Origin of the sequence: Streptomyces sp. NPDC004111, assembly GCF_042874215.1 — a bacterium.
Taxonomy (GTDB): Bacteria; Actinomycetota; Actinomycetes; order Streptomycetales; family Streptomycetaceae; genus Streptomyces.
Genome location: NZ_JBIAMU010000007.1, coordinates 335587 through 353413 on the forward strand (window position 1 = coordinate 335587; position 17827 = coordinate 353413).

The 17827-nt window shown below is 72.2% G+C and carries 12 protein-coding genes and 1 pseudogene; 8 read left to right on the plus strand and 5 right to left on the minus strand.

Annotated elements, in window-relative coordinates; all coding sequences use genetic code 11:
* Positions 1-107: 107 nt before the first annotated feature.
* Both ACFYVL_RS16985 and ACFYVL_RS16990 read right to left on the minus strand, forming a co-directional pair.
* Complete coding sequence (locus ACFYVL_RS16985) at positions 108-818, minus strand: hypothetical protein (protein ID WP_389245340.1); 711 nt, start codon at positions 816-818, stop codon at positions 108-110.
* Positions 791-1831 carry a type VII secretion protein EccE gene (locus ACFYVL_RS16990; RefSeq protein ID WP_389245342.1) on the minus strand — a complete coding sequence of 347 codons (1041 nt, stop codon included), beginning with the start codon at positions 1829-1831 and terminating at the stop codon, positions 791-793. The genes ACFYVL_RS16985 and ACFYVL_RS16990 overlap by 28 nt, the downstream gene beginning before the upstream one ends.
* Positions 1832-1999: 168 nt before the next feature.
* Here ACFYVL_RS16990 and eccB point away from each other — a divergent pair, with 168 nt between their 5' ends.
* The 6 genes from eccB (at position 2000) to ACFYVL_RS17020 (ending at position 7698) form a co-directional block, all read left to right on the plus strand.
* Positions 2000-3541 (plus strand): type VII secretion protein EccB, encoded by a 1542-nt coding sequence (eccB, locus tag ACFYVL_RS16995; RefSeq protein ID WP_389245344.1) that lies wholly within the window; start codon positions 2000-2002, stop codon positions 3539-3541.
* Between the two features lie 14 nt (positions 3542-3555).
* Positions 3556-5139 carry a type VII secretion-associated serine protease mycosin gene (mycP, locus tag ACFYVL_RS17000; protein WP_389245346.1) on the plus strand — a complete coding sequence of 528 codons (1584 nt, stop codon included), beginning with the start codon at positions 3556-3558 and terminating at the stop codon, positions 5137-5139.
* 110 nt (positions 5140-5249) lie between these two features.
* Positions 5250-5657 carry a hypothetical protein gene (locus ACFYVL_RS17005; protein ID WP_389245348.1) on the plus strand — a complete coding sequence of 136 codons (408 nt, stop codon included), beginning with the start codon at positions 5250-5252 and terminating at the stop codon, positions 5655-5657.
* Positions 5654-6991 (plus strand): WXG100 family type VII secretion target, encoded by a 1338-nt coding sequence (locus ACFYVL_RS17010; RefSeq protein WP_389245350.1) that lies wholly within the window; start codon positions 5654-5656, stop codon positions 6989-6991. Before ACFYVL_RS17005 ends, ACFYVL_RS17010 begins: the two co-directional genes overlap by 4 nt.
* A gap of 13 nt (positions 6992-7004) precedes the next feature.
* Entirely contained in the window at positions 7005-7370 is a 366-nt protein-coding gene (locus ACFYVL_RS17015; RefSeq protein WP_389245352.1) for a WXG100 family type VII secretion target, read from the plus strand.
* Between the two features lie 28 nt (positions 7371-7398).
* Complete coding sequence (locus ACFYVL_RS17020; protein ID WP_389245354.1) at positions 7399-7698, plus strand: WXG100 family type VII secretion target; 300 nt, start codon at positions 7399-7401, stop codon at positions 7696-7698.
* Positions 7699-8351: 653 nt separating this feature from the next.
* Here ACFYVL_RS17020 and ACFYVL_RS17025 read toward each other — a convergent pair.
* The 3 genes and pseudogenes from ACFYVL_RS17025 to eccCa all read right to left on the minus strand — a co-directional run bounded on the left by ACFYVL_RS17025 (position 8352) and on the right by eccCa (position 15356).
* Positions 8352-10709, minus strand: a complete 2358-nt coding sequence (locus tag ACFYVL_RS17025) for a hypothetical protein (RefSeq protein WP_389245356.1) — start codon at positions 10707-10709, stop codon at positions 8352-8354.
* Positions 10706-11257, minus strand: a complete 552-nt coding sequence (locus ACFYVL_RS17030; RefSeq protein WP_389245358.1) for a hypothetical protein — start codon at positions 11255-11257, stop codon at positions 10706-10708. The genes ACFYVL_RS17025 and ACFYVL_RS17030 overlap by 4 nt, the downstream gene beginning before the upstream one ends.
* Before the next feature lie 93 nt (positions 11258-11350).
* A pseudogene (eccCa, locus tag ACFYVL_RS17035) lies at positions 11351-15356 on the minus strand (type VII secretion protein EccCa).
* Between the two features lie 197 nt (positions 15357-15553).
* Between eccCa and eccD the strand changes: the two are divergent.
* Together eccD and rpsO are read left to right on the plus strand one after the other, a co-directional pair.
* Positions 15554-17113, plus strand: a complete 1560-nt coding sequence (eccD, locus tag ACFYVL_RS17040; RefSeq protein WP_389245360.1) for a type VII secretion integral membrane protein EccD — start codon at positions 15554-15556, stop codon at positions 17111-17113.
* Between the two features lie 198 nt (positions 17114-17311).
* A complete protein-coding gene (gene rpsO / locus ACFYVL_RS17045; protein ID WP_389245362.1) occupies positions 17312-17602 on the plus strand; it encodes a 30S ribosomal protein S15 in 291 nt (96 codons plus the stop codon).
* The last annotated feature ends 225 nt before the right edge of the window (positions 17603-17827 follow it).

Genomic DNA, 17827 nt, shown 5'->3' on the forward strand with positions numbered 1-17827 from the left:
CTACTCCCCGCCCCGCACCGGACGCTGGAACAACCCGCCCCGCACCGGACGCTCGCTGGAACACCCCGCCCCGCCCCGGGCAGACTCCCTCCCCGCCCCCGGCCCCCTCAGTCCATCCGCCGCGCCCGTCCCAGCAGCTCCGTCTCGGGGGCGTCGGCCGTGCTGGTCACCCAGTGCCGATCCGGTCCCGCGCACCACAGGGTGACCCCGTCGCCGAGTTCCGGCAGGGCGGCCGTTTCCTCCGGTGACAGCCACAGCAGCCGTCCCAGCCGCTGGGCCTCCTCCGGCGACACCCGTTGTACGCCGACGAGCGCGGCCCCCCGTACGAGCCCCGGCGCCACCGCGCTCAGGTACGGCAGCAGCGTCAGCACCGTCTGCCACGGCGCCGGCACCACCCGCCCGCGCGGCGGACGCATCCCGCAGTCGCGCACGACCAGCACCGGCCGCCCCTCGGCGGCCCCGAGCGCGGGCACCCGCCCCACCTCGAACAGTTCCACCCCGCTCACCCCCGCCCACGCCTGTGCCCGTGCCGTCTCGACGGCCACCCGGACGCCCGCCCCGGCCCCCGCCGCCCGCACCGCCAACAGCTGGGCCGTCCACAGTCCGCCGATCAGCAGCACTTCGTACGGCACCGGCCGGTGCACCCCGAGCAACAGCGGCCTGCCTGCCGCGTCGGTCCCGACGAGCACCCCGTCACCCCCGACCGGAACACCCGCCACCGGCGCACCATCGGCCACCCCTGCCGCTCCGCCGCCGTCCACCGGAATCCGCCGTGCCCGCCGCAACCCCCTCACCGGGCCGCACCGCCCCACGGCCACGCGCCGAGCACCCCGGACCGCCGGGCAGGGTCCGTGCGTACGAGCGTGATGCGCGCGGCCCGCGCCGCCCGCTCCAGCTCCTGCCGGGCCGCACCCAGCTCCCGCTCGTCCGCTGCCGTGATCCGCACGTGCCCGACCGTCTCGACCGGCCCCCGCAGCGCCCCGCGACGCACGGTGATCCCGAGGGTGGTCGCCCGCCCCGGCGGTGCGGCGAGCAGCGCCGCCGCCCCCTCGCACGCCCCGCGCACCGCGTAGGTGCCGTGCAGGTGCCCGCCCTCGCCCGGAGGGGGGCCCACCTGCCCGGAGCTTGCCTGTCCGGAAGCATTCGACCCCGCAGCGGCGGCAGCGCAGCGCGCCGTGCCGAGGGCCGTATCGAAGTCCTCCTGATCGAGCACCACGGCCCGCAGTCCCGCCCCCGTGATCCAGGCGGCCATCTGGTCGGCGGCCCTGACCAGGCACCGCTGCGCCCCGCCGAGCCCGCCCCCGCGCGCGGCCACCGCCACCGGGCTCAGCCCCGGCTCCAGCCGCAGCGCCACCCAGGTCAGCCGCACCGCCGGGGCACCCGCCGGGCCCCCGCCCCGTACCTGCTGCACCACCTGCGCGGAGGCGAGCGCGATGCCGTCCACGTCGAGCGCCTCCGGGAGCAGGGAGAGGGGCAACTGCCCTGCCCCGTGCGCCGGTTGCAGCCCCGTACCGTCGGCGGGATCGACCCGGACAACTGTGGTGAGGGAGGTTCCGTCGCCGGCCATGCCGACGATCCGACGGCCACGGTCCTCGTATGGGTACGACGTCGTCGGCCCCCGACCGTACGGAAAGGTCCCGGCAGGCCCGTCCGAGCCGGAAGCGGAATCCCGTCGGCGTGCGCGCGGCAGGGGCGGCAGCACCCCGGTGGCGGCCACGGACAGTCCGGCGGCGGCCACCACGGCAGCCGGCGCCAGCCACGGCGAACCGCACACCGCCCCGGCCGCCACGAGCGCCAGCGAAAGCTCGCCCACCACCAGTCGCTCCGTCAACCTGCCAGCAAATGTCGGCCTGTTGGGGCCGAATGTGCACGTCCTCATCGTCGCCCGCCTCCCGCGACCGTAACCACCGCGTCCACGCGGGAGTTGACCGAGCGTTCACCCTATCCGAGCTGTGAGTGACGGAATTCAGGGTCCTCCGGGGGAAGTGACGGCGGTCCGATGGCATCACGACGGGACGAGCTCAACGCCTATGCCTTCGCGAAACGGAGGCTGGTCGCACAGTTCCTGCGGCCCAGTCCGACCGGTTCCGAGGAGGGAGCACCGCGACCACTGCGCGCGGTGCTGCCGGGGATGCTCGTGGGAGCGGTGTTGCTGGCGGGCTTCGGGGCGTGGGGGATGTTCAGACCCGCGGCCCCGGCGGGCTGGCAGGAACCGTACGCGCACGTCATCGTGGCGAGCGGGTCGACCACCCGTTACGTGGTGCTCACGACCAAGGGCCGGCACAGGCTCCACCCGGTCCTCAACATGGCCTCGGCGCGCCTCCTCGTCGAGGTGGACGACCGGCACAGCCAGATCGTCAAGGTCGCCGACGACGTCCTGGACAGCAGCGGACTCCAGCGTGGTGCCACCGTCGGCATCCCGTACGCACCCGACCGGATCCCCGGGGCGGCGGAGGTGGGCAGGCCGAAGCTCTGGGCTGCCTGCGAACGCGCCGAACCGGGCGGTCGCTCCGTGCAGACGGCCGTCTTCGTCCTCGCGGGCCGGGACCGGGCCCCGCTTGGCGGCGGGAACCGGCTGCGTGGGGGCCAGTTGCTCTATGTGGAGAGTGCGGAAGAAGGGCACGCGCGTTACGTGGTGGACGCCACGGGTACCAAGTACCGCATCAAGGACCGCGATGTCCCGCTGCTCTCCCATGTCGTCGGGGTGGGGCAGGTGCCGCAACGGGTGTCACGGGAGTGGCTGGAGACGCTGCACGAGGGCAACGAGATCGTCCGGCCGGAGCTTCCGGAGAAGCCCGGCGGGCCGAGCCGCGTCCCCAGCCTCCCGGCGAACGGGAAGCGGGTGGGATCGGTGCTGAGGGCGGGCGGCTCGTACTTCCTGGTGCTGCGCGACAAGGTCGCCCGGGTGTCTCCCTTCACGGCGAGCCTGCTGCTCAACAGCCCGCGACTGGCCGGGCTGGGGCAGGCGGGCAGGCCCGCCGACACCGGCATCGTGTTCGACCCGCGCGCCGAGTTCCGCCCCTACCCGAAGTGGCCCGAGCAGGCGCCAGGCCCCCGGGCGGTCAACCGGCCGGTGCCCGGCGGCGGCCACCGCGACACCGTGTGCAACGTCCTGCGCTCCGTGCACGGCTCGCGCGGCACCACCACCCTGAGCACCTGGGCGGGCCCCGGCTTCCCCCGGCCGCTGGCGACCGGGGCCACCTCCGCGTACGTCACCCCCGGATCGGGCCAGTACTTCCGCCAGATCTCCGGCACGCGAACCGACACCGGGCCGTTCTTCCTGGTCACGGACGCCGGACTGCGGCACTCCGTACAGGTCGGCGCGTCCCCGGCGGAGGGCGGCGCGGCGCACGGCGAAGGGCCGTACCCGACGGGCCCCGGCGACGGCGGGGGAGGCGGGCGCCAACCGCTGAAGACGGCACGCGAACTCCTCGGCTACCAGGACGTCGAGGCCGCCCTTGTCCCCGCCGCCTGGTCCTCGCTCCTGCCCACCGGACCGCGCCTGTCGACGGACGCCGCCGTGCGGATGCAGGGCTCGTGAGGGAGGTGCGGCCCATGGCGCCGATGTACCGGACCCGGCTGCGGGACATGCGCGCCCGGCTCCTCGGCGAGCCCTTCGGGCGGCGATACATGTGTACCCGGGGCCGAGGCAGCCGTCCCCGGCTCCGAGACATCCGCCTCCGCCTCCCAGACACGCTCCTCAGGTGGCGGGGCATTCCCGTCCGGTGGCGGCGCATCCGCACCGGACTGGCCCGGGGCGCGGCGACGGTCGCACTGGCCGTGCTCTGCGCCCCTGCCGCCCAGGCCCGCAACCAGGCGAGCGGCACGGCCGATCCGGGTGCGTGCACCTTCGGCTCGAAGCCGTACTCCGGCCGGCCCTGGCCGCTCCAGCGGGTGCTGCTCGACGAGGTCTGGGAGCAGGCGCGGGGCAGGGACGTACGGGTGGCGGTCATCGACACCGGCGTGGACAACCGCCACCCGCAGCTCAGGGACGCGGTCGACGTCCGCCTCGGCCACAACTTCCTCCCCCGGGACGCCGGTCTCTCGCCCGCGCAGCTGGGAGCCGCCAACGGCACCACCGACACCGTCGGACACGGCACCAAGGTCGCGGGCATCATCGCCGCCCGCCCCGACCCCGCAACGGGCTTCGTCGGTCTTGCCCCGGCCGCCACGATCATCCCCATCGACCAGAACGACGCCGAGGGCAACGGCACCCCCGAACTGCTCGCCCAGGCCGTCCAGCACGCGGTCGACAAGGGTGCCGACATCATCAACATCAGCCAGGACACGGCGAAGTCGATCAGGCCGTCGAGGCAGCTGGAGACCGAGGTCGCGGAAGCGCTCGCGGCGGGCCGCATCGTCATCGCCTCCGCCGGGAACAACGGCGCCGACGGCAATACGCGGCCCACCTACCCCGCCTCCTACCCGGGCGTCCTCGCCGTGGCCGCCTCCGACCGCGACAACGAACGCGCCTACTTCTCCCAGTCCGGCACCTTCGTCGGCATCGCCGCCCCCGGCACCGACATCGTCTCCACGGTCCCCGGCAGCGGCCACTGCGCCGACAGCGGTACGAGCTTCTCCGCGCCGTACGTGGCCGGGATCGCCGCGCTCCTCAAGGAGAAGCACGCGGACTGGTCCGGCGAGGAGATCGTCCACCACATCCAGCGGACCGCCGAGCGCGCCGCTCCCGGCCGCGACCCCCAGGTCGGCTGGGGCGTGGCCGACCCGCTGCGCGCCCTGACCGACGACACCCGCCCACCGCCCGGCCCCGTCACCGAGGAGTCCCGCGCGGGCCGGCCGGACGGGGACGCACCCGACGCCAGTCGGGCCCGCTGGGGCGAGACCGCGCAGCAGCGGGACGTACGCCGCGCCACGTACGTCCTCGTCGGCAGCGCCGTGGCCGTCGCCGTACTCACCGGGTCGGCGGTGGCGGCCCGCGACGCACGGCGGCGCCGGGGGTGGCGCGGGGCGGACAGCGGAGGACGGCGCGGGGCGGATGTCGAGGGACGGCTCGGGGCGGACGCCGAGGGGCAGTGCGGGGCGGACGCCGGGGGACGGCCGATGCCGATGCCACCCGCCGAACGGGTGTCGGAAGCCCGGCCCCCGATCGCCGGAACCCCGGGCAACCACCGCCTCTGACCTGCCACTTGACCGATTCCACCGGTCCGGTCCGATGGCACGCTCAAGTGATCAGCGGCAATGCGTGCCGGGCCGGCACCGGCCGACGGCAGCAGAACGAAGGGAGTGCCGTGCCCGACGGAGGCGGCCCGACCGGCGGCAGCGACCTCGAACGAGGAGTGGGCGCACTGAAACAGTTCCGCGCCCGGGTGCAGGCGATACTGGCCGACTTCGAGGACGGCGATGCCGGGCGGCGGAAGGTGGCCACCCACACCCTCACCCGCGCGCACTTCGGCGCCCCCGGCATCCCCTTCCCGGAGGCCGACGACCTGCACGCGCAGTACCGCCGCGTCCATACCGGCCTGGTGAAACTGTCCCGCAACCTCTCCGAGCAGATCGAGTACCTGAACATCGCCGTGCACGGCGCGGAGATCGGCTTCGACAACCTGGAGGAGGACCTCCGCCGCCGCTTCTGGGCCATCCGCTCCCGTACGGAACAGGAGCGGTACGGCGCGGGGGAGCGGGGGGCCGGGGAATGACGTCCCGCTTCGAGTCCCACGACCTCAACACCATGATCGACCTGGTCGATGCCGGAGATCCGCAGGCCCTGGAGGCGGCCGGGCGGGCGCTGCTGGGGGTGCGGGCGGCGTTCCACGGAGCGGCCGGGGAACTGCGCGGGCACCTCGCGGGCGTGGAGTGGAAGGGCGAATCGGCGGACGGGTTCCGCAGGTTCGGGGCGCGCCTGGCGGAGCACGCGGACGAACTGGGGGAGTACGCGCTCAGGGTCGGCGCGGAACTGAAGGAGGCGAGCGCGGGCCTCACTTCGGTACGCAACTCCCTGCCCCCGAAGGACGGTTCGCCCGCCACGGGGACGTTGCCGTCGGAACCGCACCGCCAGGAGGCCGTCAACCAGCTGAACCGGCTGGCCTCGTACTACCGGGTCTCGACGGACCGCCTGGCGGCCGAACACCCGCCCGTCTTCGAGGAGCACCTGACGGCCGACGTGCCGCGTCCTTCGGGGGAGGGAGGCGGCGGCACGACACCGGGCGAGGGCACACGGGCCGCACCGGGCGAGGGCTCCGGCACCTCACCGGGCGACGGCTCGCGCCCCGCACCCGGGTCCGCGAACGGCGCTCGACCCGGCGCCGGGTACGGAGCCTGGTACGCAACCGGACACGAGCCCGGCACCGAACCCACCGGGACGACACTCCCACCCCCACCCCCACCCCCGCACCCCCCATCAGCCACCAGCCCACCGGAAACTCTCCCCACTCCACCCGACCCCACCACCCCCCTCGGCCCCCGTACGGCCGCGCCGGACACCCCCGCCCACGCCCCAACCACCATGGAACTCAACACTGTTGCGTCCCAACCCCCGGCCTCCGCACCAGTCGCCCCGGCCGCCCTGGCCGCACATACGCAGCCACCGGTCGGCACCCCGGCCACCGGCTGGGCGGGCCCCGCGTTCGGCGTCCCGGGCGGAATCTCGGGCGGCATCCCGTTGCCCCCGCCGCCACTGGGCGGCACACCGGGCATCCCGGGCCAGGGCCCGGTCTCGGCCTCGGGCGTGACGGGCGGCAGCGGGAGGCCGGCCCCCACCGGTACGTACGGAGTGACCGGCGGCACCCCCGCGCGGACGGCCGCGGCGCCGCGCGGGGGGACGTTCACGCAGGGCGGCGCGGGCCTGGTCCGCCCGGCCGCGCCCGCCATGACCTCGGCGATCCCGCCCCAGGGCAACGCCACGCGCCCGAACCGCACCGGCCACACCCCCACTACGGCCTCCCCGCTCACGGAGGACGAGGAGACCTGGACCTCCGCCCAACCGGCCGCGGCCCCGCCCGTGGTCACCCACGTACCCACGCATCCGCACTGAGGAGACCCCACCCATGGCAGTCCAGAAGGTCAACGGAGTCGCGCTCGCGCAGCTCCAGGTAGAGCTGACGAGCGGCTTCGAGAGCGTGAAGGGACAGCTGAACCGCCTCAACGCCACGATCGACAGCCTCGAAGGGCAGTGGAAGGGCATCGGGGCGGGTGCGTTCAACACCAAGCAGGCGCAGATCAACGCCAACATGGTCCGCATCGGCAAGCTCCTCCTGAAGTTCCAGGAAGCGATCGAGGCGGCGCGGACGATCTCCGGCAACACGGAGGACGAGGTGCTCGCGGCGATGCGGGGCATCGACGTGACCCCCGGCTACGCGGGGGCGTCGCCCCCGACGCCCCAGACCCCCACCTCAAGCTTCAGCAGCTACTGATCCCCCAACCTGAACGGGACACCACCCCATGCCCCACAACGACGGCACCATGCTGGTCACCTACGCGGCGCTGGACGAAGCCGCACGCACTATCAAGCTCCAGGCGGACGGCCTGGACGAGAGCCTGCGAGCGATCAAGGCCAAGATCGCCACGATCTCGGAACTCTGGGCGGGCGACGCACGCAACGCGTACAACACGGCGCAGGCCCAGTGGGACAACGAGGCGAGGGCGATCCATACGTCCCTCCTCCAGATCTCCCGGGCGGTGGCGGAAGCGGCTCCGGCTTACCAGGCGGGGGACAGGAGAGCAGCCCAGGGCTTCATGTAGCCCCGACGGGCTGCGCCCCCCCACACACACGGAGCGCCCCTCAGCTGCCTCAGCTGAGGGGCGCTCCGCGTGTCACTGGACGTCAGTTGCACTCGCTGGAGGCGCCGACGGCTTTGGCGTACCCGAGAACCAGGTTCTTCATTGCGGACTTGTTGGGTTGAACGGGGTCGCTCGAACGTACGACGACAAAGAGTTGTCCCTGTTCTCGTTTCCAAACCGTATCTGGTCGTGGGCAAGTCGCGCGGCTGACTCCTCCTTTGTCGGAGTAGGCGTACGAACCGTCCTCAGAATAATGGTCGTCCACTCTGACGCCCCGTGGGCTTGAGGCTACCTGTGTCAATGTAAAACCTCTAGCGTACCACTGCTTATTGACCGATAGAATCCTCTGCCCATCGACATTGATTCGGCAGAATGAATACCGGTCGAAGGGGCTCTTCCATTCTTGTAGATCCTCGGTAATTGACTTCCCGGGAGGGAGGAGAGGTTCGATTATCGTGGGGGATACCGGCGTTCCGCACAAAGTGTGTGGTGCCGGATAAGATCGCTCCTCTTTTGTCCCGCAGGACGAAAGCAAGAGCACTCCCGCAATCGTTGCTGCTGTGGCGGCGAAATTCACAGCCCAGTGGCGGCGATATTTTGGAATCTTCTGGAGGTCAGCGGTGAACATCGGTTTCCAGATCTTTGGACATTCTTTCAAAGTTGGCGGAGGCGGCGGTAAATCCTGCCTGTGCGCTACTGCCTGCAGTGTTAGCAAGCGCTACGGAGTCGGAGTATTCGTGTGCTTCCCCTAGCTTAAGTACAGAGTTCTGACTGGCGATCATGATTGAAGCCTGCTGTTCTTCCCAAATTTCCCCGACGCTGCGGAAAGTCTTTCTTGTCGTTTCAGCTTCAGCCTGTTGTGAGACATATTCGATTGCCATGCTGCCTACCGTTGTCGCTGCCCCACCCGCCACTGCGCCCAATACTGGAGTGCCGATGAAGCTCACGCCGACACCTACTCCAGCTCCCACCAATCCGGCCCAAGTATTCTTCCCCTGACTCACTTCGTTTGAGAAGGCTTTATCCTCTTCTGTGGGCCCTATCAGTGCGGCCTCTTGGCGGCCGATTGTCAAGGCTCCACCAATCTCCCCTGCTCTGAACGAGACCTTTGAGAGGGTGTCTGAGCTGTCAGATGAATGACGCAATTCGGAAGAAAGGTTTGGATTGAGATGGTAGTCCATCAAACTTGCCATGTAGGCCTTGTGGCCATACTCCAGGGCTGCATTTCCCTCACGTGTCTGCCCCATGGTTACTAGAAATCGCATGAGGTCGTTCTTTGTGATCTCAGCCTGAGTGCCGATCAGCGGAAAAAGCTTGGCCGATTCGCCCAAGCTGGGTCCGACCAAAGTCCGATTGATATCCGGAAGATAATCCGCCGCAATTCTCCCCAAATTATCCCCCAGATACTTGCGATGCGTAAGCCGCTCCTCGCTCTCACTAACCGCCGTCACAACAGCCGACATGATCTTGGCCTGCTCCGCCGTGTGCGGCAGGGAATGCGGGCCCGGGGCCTCGCCCGCCATGCGCCCCGTCGCCGCCGCCTCCAACGCACTGGCCATGAACTCCGGCCCCGCGAAACTCTCCTCGCCCCCCGGATGATGCGTGACCGGCCAATCCCGCTCGCTGAACAAGTAGTCGAAATTACTGAGCCCCTTCTTCCCCTTGTCCTCGTTCTCGGGGTCGACGAAGAACTCGTGGTCCTCCTTCTCCGTGACGAACGTCCCGTTGAAGAACGCCGTAGCCGCGTCCGGACTCTTCGACAGCGCCTGCATGAATCCCGTCATCGGGTCGTGCCCCGCATCCGTCCTGCTGCGGTTCAGCGGCAGTGAGTCGCCCCAGATGTCCTCCGCCGAGGCCCGGCCGTTCTCGCCCAGCTCCTTCTCGACCCGGATCAGCTCGGCCCCGTACCCCTTCAGGAACTCGTTGTCGTACTGGCCCCAGCGCATCAGGTTGCTCATCACCTGGAACCCCTTCGCCTCCCGCCGGCCCGCCGAGATCGATTCATCGCCCAGGTCGACCATTCCCCGTTCCCACGCCCGCATCTGAGGACTGTCCGAGCGGGTAGCTTCCGCCAGGGTGAGTCCCAGGTACTTCTGCAGCTCGTGGTCCTTCTCGAAGCGGGCCCGGTCGGCCCAGAAGTCCAGCGTGCCCCGCGCCCCGCTCCGTACCGCGAACTGTTCCGCGAACAGCGGGTCCGACGCGTACTTCTTCAACCCCGCCTTCAGGGAGGCGAGTTCGGGTTCGGAGAGGTGCCCCTTCTTCATCAGCGCGGCCATCGAGTCCGCACTGCGCAGCGCCGCTGCCGCCGTGTCCCGGTCGCGGTACGCAGGGCCGGAGGAGAAGCCGCGTTCCGCCTGGGCCACCAGCGTCCGCAGCACCCGGTCCGCCGTGGTGTCGCTCTCGGTCGCGGCGTTGAGGATGCGCTGCAACTCGTCCCGCAGGGCGTGGATCTCCCGGTTGACGATCCGCTCCCGCTGGAGGGCCGCTGCCGCCTCGGCCGCCGCGACGACCTTGGCGTCCGCCGCCGAACCCTTCCCTGCCCCGGCACCGGAACCAGCACCAGAACTCGTACCCGTACCCGTACCCGCCGTGGCGTCGCACGGGGCAACCGACTTCACCTCGAAGCCGCCTCCCGCCGTCCCGACCACCAACAGGTCCTTGGCCCGTCCGCGTTCGATCGCCCGGTTCAACTCGTCCCGCTTAGAGGCGAGTTCGCCGCGTACGTCGCTCAGAATGTTGCGGATGCTCGTGGCCTGGGTCGCCGCGTCGGCGAACTCGCCCGCCGTCTTGGTGACGAAGGCGCGGGAGATCTCCGATGCGGCGCCCTCCCAGTTGGCGCGTTCCGCCCGCGCGCACATCCCGTCGCGGGCCTCCCTCTCCAGCGTCCGCAACTGGGTGACGACCCGGGACCAGTCCCGTACGGCCTCGTCCAGCGAGGCGAAGTTCCCGTGACGGAGAGCGTCCAGCTTCATCGGCCCCGCTCACCCCGCTCCGCGCGCAGCTCCGGCCCCTGCGCCGAGGCCGACACCGTCCCCTCCACGGACCCCCGCACCCCACCCCGCTCCGAGCGCTCGTCGAAACTCGTCTCCAACTGTTTGATGCTGCTCACCGCCCGTTTCACCGAGTGCTCGTCGTCCCGGTGCACCTTCGCGGTGAACTTCATGTGGTGCGAGATGTGCGCGCACGCGTCCACCAGCGACCTCACCTGCTGCTCCCACCTCTCCTGCACCCGGTGCATCCCGCCGCCGAGCGCGAACCCCTGCCCCTTCAGATCGCCCGCGGCCTTCGCGCTCGCCGCGATCGGCGTGCGGCCCTCCCGGCCCAGCCGGTCGAACAGGACGTACGCGTCGTGCGCGATGGCGGCCAGCGCCTTGCGGTCGACCGCGAGGCGTCCCTGAGCACCTCCGCCGTCCGCGCCGAGCGGCCGGCCCACCAGCTGGTTGAGCTGCATGCCGCCACCCGCCCCGGCCCTCCTCTCCGCGGTCTCGCCCTTCAACTTCTCCCACTCGTCCCACACCATCAGCAGCCCTTCCGTCCCGTCCCGACCACCCGCGGACCCCGAATCCCGCCCGTCATCCCGTCATCCCGCCACTCCGCGGCTCCGCCGCTCCGCTCACTCCTCCACCCACCCCGTCTGCACCAACGAGTTCCCGCGCCGCCGCGCCACCAGAACGCCCCGTCCGGCCGGCATCGCCCGTGGCCGCACCCCGCCGAACACATCGCCCTCGTTCGGATCGCCGGACAGCACCACGCCCTGCGCCCCCAGCTCGACCATCCGCTGCACGAAGGGCTCGTACGCCGCCCTGCTCGCGCCCGCCGTGTTCCGCGCCAGCACGAAACGCACCCCCACGTCCCGGGCGAACGGCAGCAGTTCCGTCAGCGGCGCCAGCGGATTGCCGCCCGACGTCGACACGAGGTCGTAGTCGTCGACCACCACGAACACCGTCGGCCCCTTCCACCAGCTCCGCTCCCGCAGCTCCCGCGCCGTGACGTCCGCCGCCGGGGCCCGCCGCCGCATCAGTTCGGCCAGCGCCTCCACGTGGTGCTCCATCGTGTGCGACATGGGCACGTACTCCGCGAGGTGCGACGGGGGAGCCGCGTCCAGCAGACCGCGCCGGTTGTCGATGACGAAGAACTTGCACTCCTCGCCCGGGTACCGCGCGCTCAACTGCCGGATCAGCAGCCGCAGCAGATTCGTCCGGCCGGACTCGCTCTCCCCGAAGACCAGGAAGAACGGGTCCCGTTCGAAGTCCACGAACACCGGCTCCAGCCGGTCCTCGTCCAGCCCGAACGCCACCCCGTCGCCCGGCCGCGCGTCCCCGGCGGGCAGCTCTGCGACGTCCAGCCGACGCGGCAGCAGCCGTACCTCCGGTGCCCCGGCCGTCTCGGCCCAGCGCGCCCGTACCTCCCGCACCAGAGCGGCCGTCGCCTCCGGCAGGCCGTCCGCCGACGCCGACGCGTCGGCCCGCGGCACCGCCCCCATGAAGTGCAGCTTCTGAGGCGTCAGCCCCCGGCCCGGCACCCCGACCGGCACCTGCGCTGCGGCCCGCCGGTCCAGCTCCGAGTCCATGACGTCACCGAGCCGCAGCTCCAGCCTGTTCATCAGAAGGTCCTTGAGCTGGGCGCGCACCTCCATCGCGCGCGAGGCGGTCAGGACGACGTGGATGCCGTAGCCCAGGCCGCGCGCCGCGATGTCCACGACGGCCGACTCCAGACCCTCGTACTCGGTACGGAAGCCGCCCCACCCGTCGACGACCAGGAAGACGTCCCCCCACGGCTGCTCGGAGTCCGGGATCCCGCCGTCGGCGCGCAGTGTCCGGTACGCGGCGATCGAGTCGATGCCCGCGGTACGGAAGTACTCCTCCCGCTCCGTCAGCACCCCGTACACCTCGGCGACCGTGCGGCGCACCCGTTCGGGGTCGAGGCGGGAGGCGATGCCGCCGACGTGCGGCAGTCCGGCGACCGCGGAGAGGCCGCCGCCGCCGAAGTCCAGACCGTAGAACTGCACCTCGCGCGGCGTGTGCGTCAGCGCGAACGCCGAGATCAGGGTGCGCAGCAGCGTCGACTTGCCGGACTGCGGGCCGCCGACGATCTGCATGTGGCCGGCCGCGCCCGAGAAGTCGCGCCACAGCGTGTCCCGTCGCTGCTCGAACGGCTTGTCGACCAACCCGAGCGGCACCCGGAGCAGCCCCCGCCCGCCGCCCGACACGGCGCCCGGACCCTCCGCCGACGCCACCAGCTCGTCCAGCGGCGGCGGGCTGTCCAGCGGCGGCAGCCACACCCGGTGCGCGGCCGGCCCCCGGCCCTCCAGCCGCCGCACGATCACCTCCAGTACGGAGTCGGCCAGCGCCTCGTCCTCGGCGGCCCGAGCCCCGGGCACCGCAAGCGCCACCTCCGCCTCCGGCACAGCCTCCGCCGTGTCCGCCGGTGCCGTCCGCTCCGTGGGCAACGGGACCCGCGCCGCCGTGAACAGCACCGGTCGCCGGTCCCCCCGTACCGCCCCGGCCGGCGCGTCCCGCCGGACCTCCGCGCTCCGGCACGGCCCCGACACGTACGCCGCCTTGAAGCGCACCATGTCGTCCGTCCCGTACTTCAGATAGCCCGAGCCCGGCACGTTGGGCAGTTGGTACGCGTCCGGCACCCCCAGCGCCGCGCGTGATTCGGCGGCGGAGAAGGTGCGCAGTCCGATGCGGTAGGAGAGGTACGTTTCGAGGCCGCGCAGTCGTCCTTCTTCGAGGCGTTGTGAGGCGAGCAGCAGGTGGACGCCGAGGGAGCGGCCGATGCGGCCGATCTGGACGAACATCTCGATGAAGTCGGGCATCGCGGTCAGCAGCTCGCTGAACTCGTCAATCACCAGAACGAGTGACGGCACGGGGTGCAGAGCTGCTCCGTGCGCCGTCGCCCCGGCCAGCCGAGCCCGCTCGTAGTCGTGCACGTTCGCGTAGTTGCCCGCGTCCCGCAGCAGCTCCTGGCGGCGGTTCAGCTCACTCCGGATCGAGTCGCCCATCCGGTCCACCAGCGTCAGGTCGTCCGCGAGGTTGGTGATCACGGCCGCCACGTGCGGCAGCTGCGCCATCCCCGCGAACGTCGCGCCGCCCTTGAAGTCCGCGAGGACGAAGTTCAGGGCCTGCGAGGAGTGGGTGACCGCGAGGCCCAGCACCAGCGTCCGCAGCAGCTCCGACTTCCCCGACCCCGTCGCGCCCACGCACAGCCCGTGCGGGCCCATGCCCTCCTGCGCCGCCTCCTTCAGATCCAGCAGTACGGGCGTCCCGTCCTCGCCCACCCCGATCGGCACCCGCAGCCGGTCCGCCCGGGGCCTGGCCCGCCAGGTCCGGGCCACCTCCACGCTCTCCGCGTCCCCCAGGTCCAGCAGCTCCGTGAACTCCAGGTCGGAGAGGAGCGGTTCCCCCGCGTCCGGGCCCGAAGCCACCCCGAGCGGCGCCAGCTGCCGGGCCAGCCCCTCCGCGCACTCCTTGCTCAGCCGGTCGGCCACCCCCTCGTACGCCACCCCGTGCTCCGACTCCAGGCGCAGCGTCCCGTCCCGTACGACGACGGACAGCCCGCCCCTGGCGCCCTCGCCCAGCTCACCGGGGACCACCTCGACGACGGTCACCCCCTGGAGCCCGTCGCCGGACGCCAGCACCGAACCCGCGGGCACACCCACCCCGTCGAGCAGCACCACCACATGCGGCCGGTCGGCCACCGGCGGGCCCTCCGCCCGGAACCGCGGCCGGTCCGCCAGCAACCCGCCCAGCAGCTCCTCCAGTTCCCGCACCCCGCCCGCGAACAGCCGCGGACTGCCCACCCCGTCCGCCGCACCCGCACCCCGCACATGCGGCAGCCACTTCACCCACTCCCACTCCGGCGCGCCCCGCTCACCCGCCGCGACCGCGACCACCAGGTCGGCGGGGGAGTGCAGCGCGGCCAGTGAGCCGACCACGGCGCGCGCGGTGGACCGTACGCACTCCGGATCGCCGCTCACCACCAGGTGGTAGAACGCCCGCAACGACACCGCCATCGGCAGCGCGTCCACCGTGCTGTGCGTCGCCAGGAACTGCCGCAGGGCCCCCGCCGACAGCGGCTCCAGCTCCTCCACCGGCGCGGTCTCGGGCGCCACCAGCGGCGTGACCAGCCCCTGACCGCCCAGCCCCACCCGCACCTGTACGAAGTCGGGGTCGGCAGGCCGCCGCTCCCACACCCGGCTGCCCCCGGCGACCAGCGCCCACAGCTGGTCGGGGGAGGGGTGCAGGTAGTACTGCGTCCCGCTGGCGGCGGGCGGTCCTCAGCACCCGCCTGCGCGCCTGGGCCAGCTGCCGCAGGTAGTCCCGCCGCAGATCGGCCAACTGCCCCTGGGCGCCGCGCCGGTGCCGCACCAGCATGGCGACGGTCATGGCGAGGGTGGAGACCACCATCAGCCCGCCCATCGCGTGGGCGACCGGGTTCTTGCTCATGAAGAGGAAGACGACCGACCCGCCCATCCCGAGCAACGGCAGGAGCTGCATCAGCACGCCCTCCTGCTGCCCCCTGGGCAACTCCGGAGGCGGCGGCAGCACCACTTCGTCCCCGCCCGAACCGGGCGGCACCGCACGAGCCGGACGCTTGACGACGATCTGCCCCACGATCCCCAATTCCCCAACCGAACAGGCGTGTTACTGCCAAATCCCAATGATCCGGACCTCGCCGCCGACGGATCCTACTGCCCGAACCGACCCCCTCGGCCCCACCCGCGCGCCGCCACCTTCCCGCCCCTGTCGCGTTTGACGGACGAGACCCCCTCGCCCTGCGCTCCCGCCAACCGACCGAAGGAACACCCCCGTTGACGCTCCAGGCACCCCGGGCGGACGCCGCCCCCGCCCCCGCCGCACCCCGGACCCCCGCCCCCTTCCTGCGGCTCACCGTCGTCACCCCCACCAGCCGCATCGACGTGGGCCTTCCCGGCGACCTCCCGCTCGCCGACCTTCACCCCGAGCTGCTGCGGCTCGCCGGGGACCGCCCCGCCCCCTATGCCCCCGTCGGCCACCACCTCGTCCGCCGGGACGGCCGTGTGCTCGACGGCTCCCGCACCCTCACCGCGCAGCGCGTGCTCGACGGCGAGATCCTGGTGATGCGGCCCTTCGCCGAATCCCTCGCCCCACCCGTCTTCGACGACGTCACCGACGCGGTCGCCACCGCCGTCGCCCGCGACCGCACCCTCTGGAACGACCGGCTCACCCGCACCACGGGCCTGTTCGCCACCTCCGCCCTCCTCACCCTCCTCGCCCTCACCCTCTGGAACGCCCGCCCCCACCACCACACCCACGGCCTCCCCGGCGCGCTCGCCGCCCTCACCGCCCTGCTCCTGCTCGCCCTCGCCGCCATCCGCACCCGGGTGTACGACGACCAGGGCTCGGCCGTCGCCCTCGGCACGGCGGCCCTCGCCCACACCGCCGTGGCCGGCACCGCACTGCTGCCCCTCCCGCCCGGCGGCGGCCCCGGCCGCCTCCACCTCCTGACCGCCTGCGCCGCGGTCCTCGTCGCCTCCGTACTCCTGCTGCTCGCCTCCCCCTCCCGCGCCGCACACGACTCCGCGGCCCCCGCCCCGGCCCCGCCCGGCACCCCCGCCCCCACCGACGCCCCCTTCGTGGCCACCGCCACCGCCTCCGCCGTCGCCCTCCTGCTCGTCTTCACCGGGACCGTCGCCGACCTCGACCCCACCCGGACGGCCGCCCTCGCCGCCCCGCTCCTGGTCGGCGCCCTCGCCTTCCTCCCCGGCCTCGCCGCCCGCTTCGCCCGCATCCCCGTCGGCTTCGCACCACCTCCCACCCCCGCCACCAGCGGATACGGCGCGGAAGAGGCGCAGAGCCCGCAGCCGCCCGTCGACGCCGCCCGGACCGCCGCCCGCACCCGCCGCGGCCACGAACTCCTCACCGGACTCGTCGGCGGCTGCGCCCTCACCGCCGTCGCCGCCGCCGGCGTCCTCGGCTTCTCCGGCAACCCGCGCGCCCAGCTCCTCGCCCTGGCCCTGGGCGCCGCCCTGCTCCTGCGCGCACACCTCTTCCGCTGCGCGGCACAGGCCGCCGCCACCCTCGCTGCCGGACTCGGCACACTCCTGCTGCTCGGCCTCGGACTGGCCCTGTGCCCGCCGCCCGCCGCGGTCCGCGACGCCCTCGCCGGCAGCACGGGCGCCCTGGACCTGCGTACGACCGTCGTCGCGGCGGCCACCGCGACCGTCGCCGCGGTGCTCGGTACGATCGCGCTGGTCGTCCCCCGCAAGGGGGTCACCCCGTTCTGGGGCCGCTTCCTGGAGATCGCCGAGAGCTGCGTCCTGCTCACCCTCGTCCCGCTCTGCCTCGCCGTCCTCGACGTGTACCGGGCACTGCGCTCGATGTCCGCCTAGGGCGGCGCGGAGCACCGGACCGGCCACCTTCAGGGGCCTGGTACTCTGACCTACGGCCGTTTGTGTACGCGCCCACCGGAGGTGTCACCACCTCTGCGGGCTGCGCCCAGCGGATCCCGCCTCCCGAGTAACGGAAGCTCCCCTGAGACCAAGACCAGGGGCACTCGGTGGCAAGTCAATGACTCACGAGGAGTACGCATGGCGCTCGACGCCGCTACGAAGAAGCAGATCATGAGCGAGTTCGGCCAGAAGGAGGGCGACACCGGCTCCCCCGAGGTCCAGGTCGCCATGCTTTCCCGTCGCATCTCGGACCTGACCGAGCACCTCAAGACGCACAAGCACGACCACCACTCCCGCCGGGGTCTGCTGATCCTGGTCGGTCAGCGTCGTCGCCTGCTGCAGTACCTCGCCAAGAAGGACATCCAGCGCTTCCGTGCGCTGGTCGACCGCCTCGGCATCCGCCGCGGTGCGGCCGGCGGCGCCAAGTAGTACGCCACTAAGGGAGCGGTTCCCGCCTGGGGAGCCGCTCCCTTTGCCGTACGTACGACAGGCGCGAAGCCCCGTGTACGTGCGGGACGTACCGGACGCCAATTAGGCTGGTACCCGCAGCACCCCCCGCACCGACCGCGGGGCGCACGAGCACGACGCACGGGCACCGTACGAGACGTACGAGACCAGCCCCGTGCGAGCACGACACAACACGAAGAGCGAGAA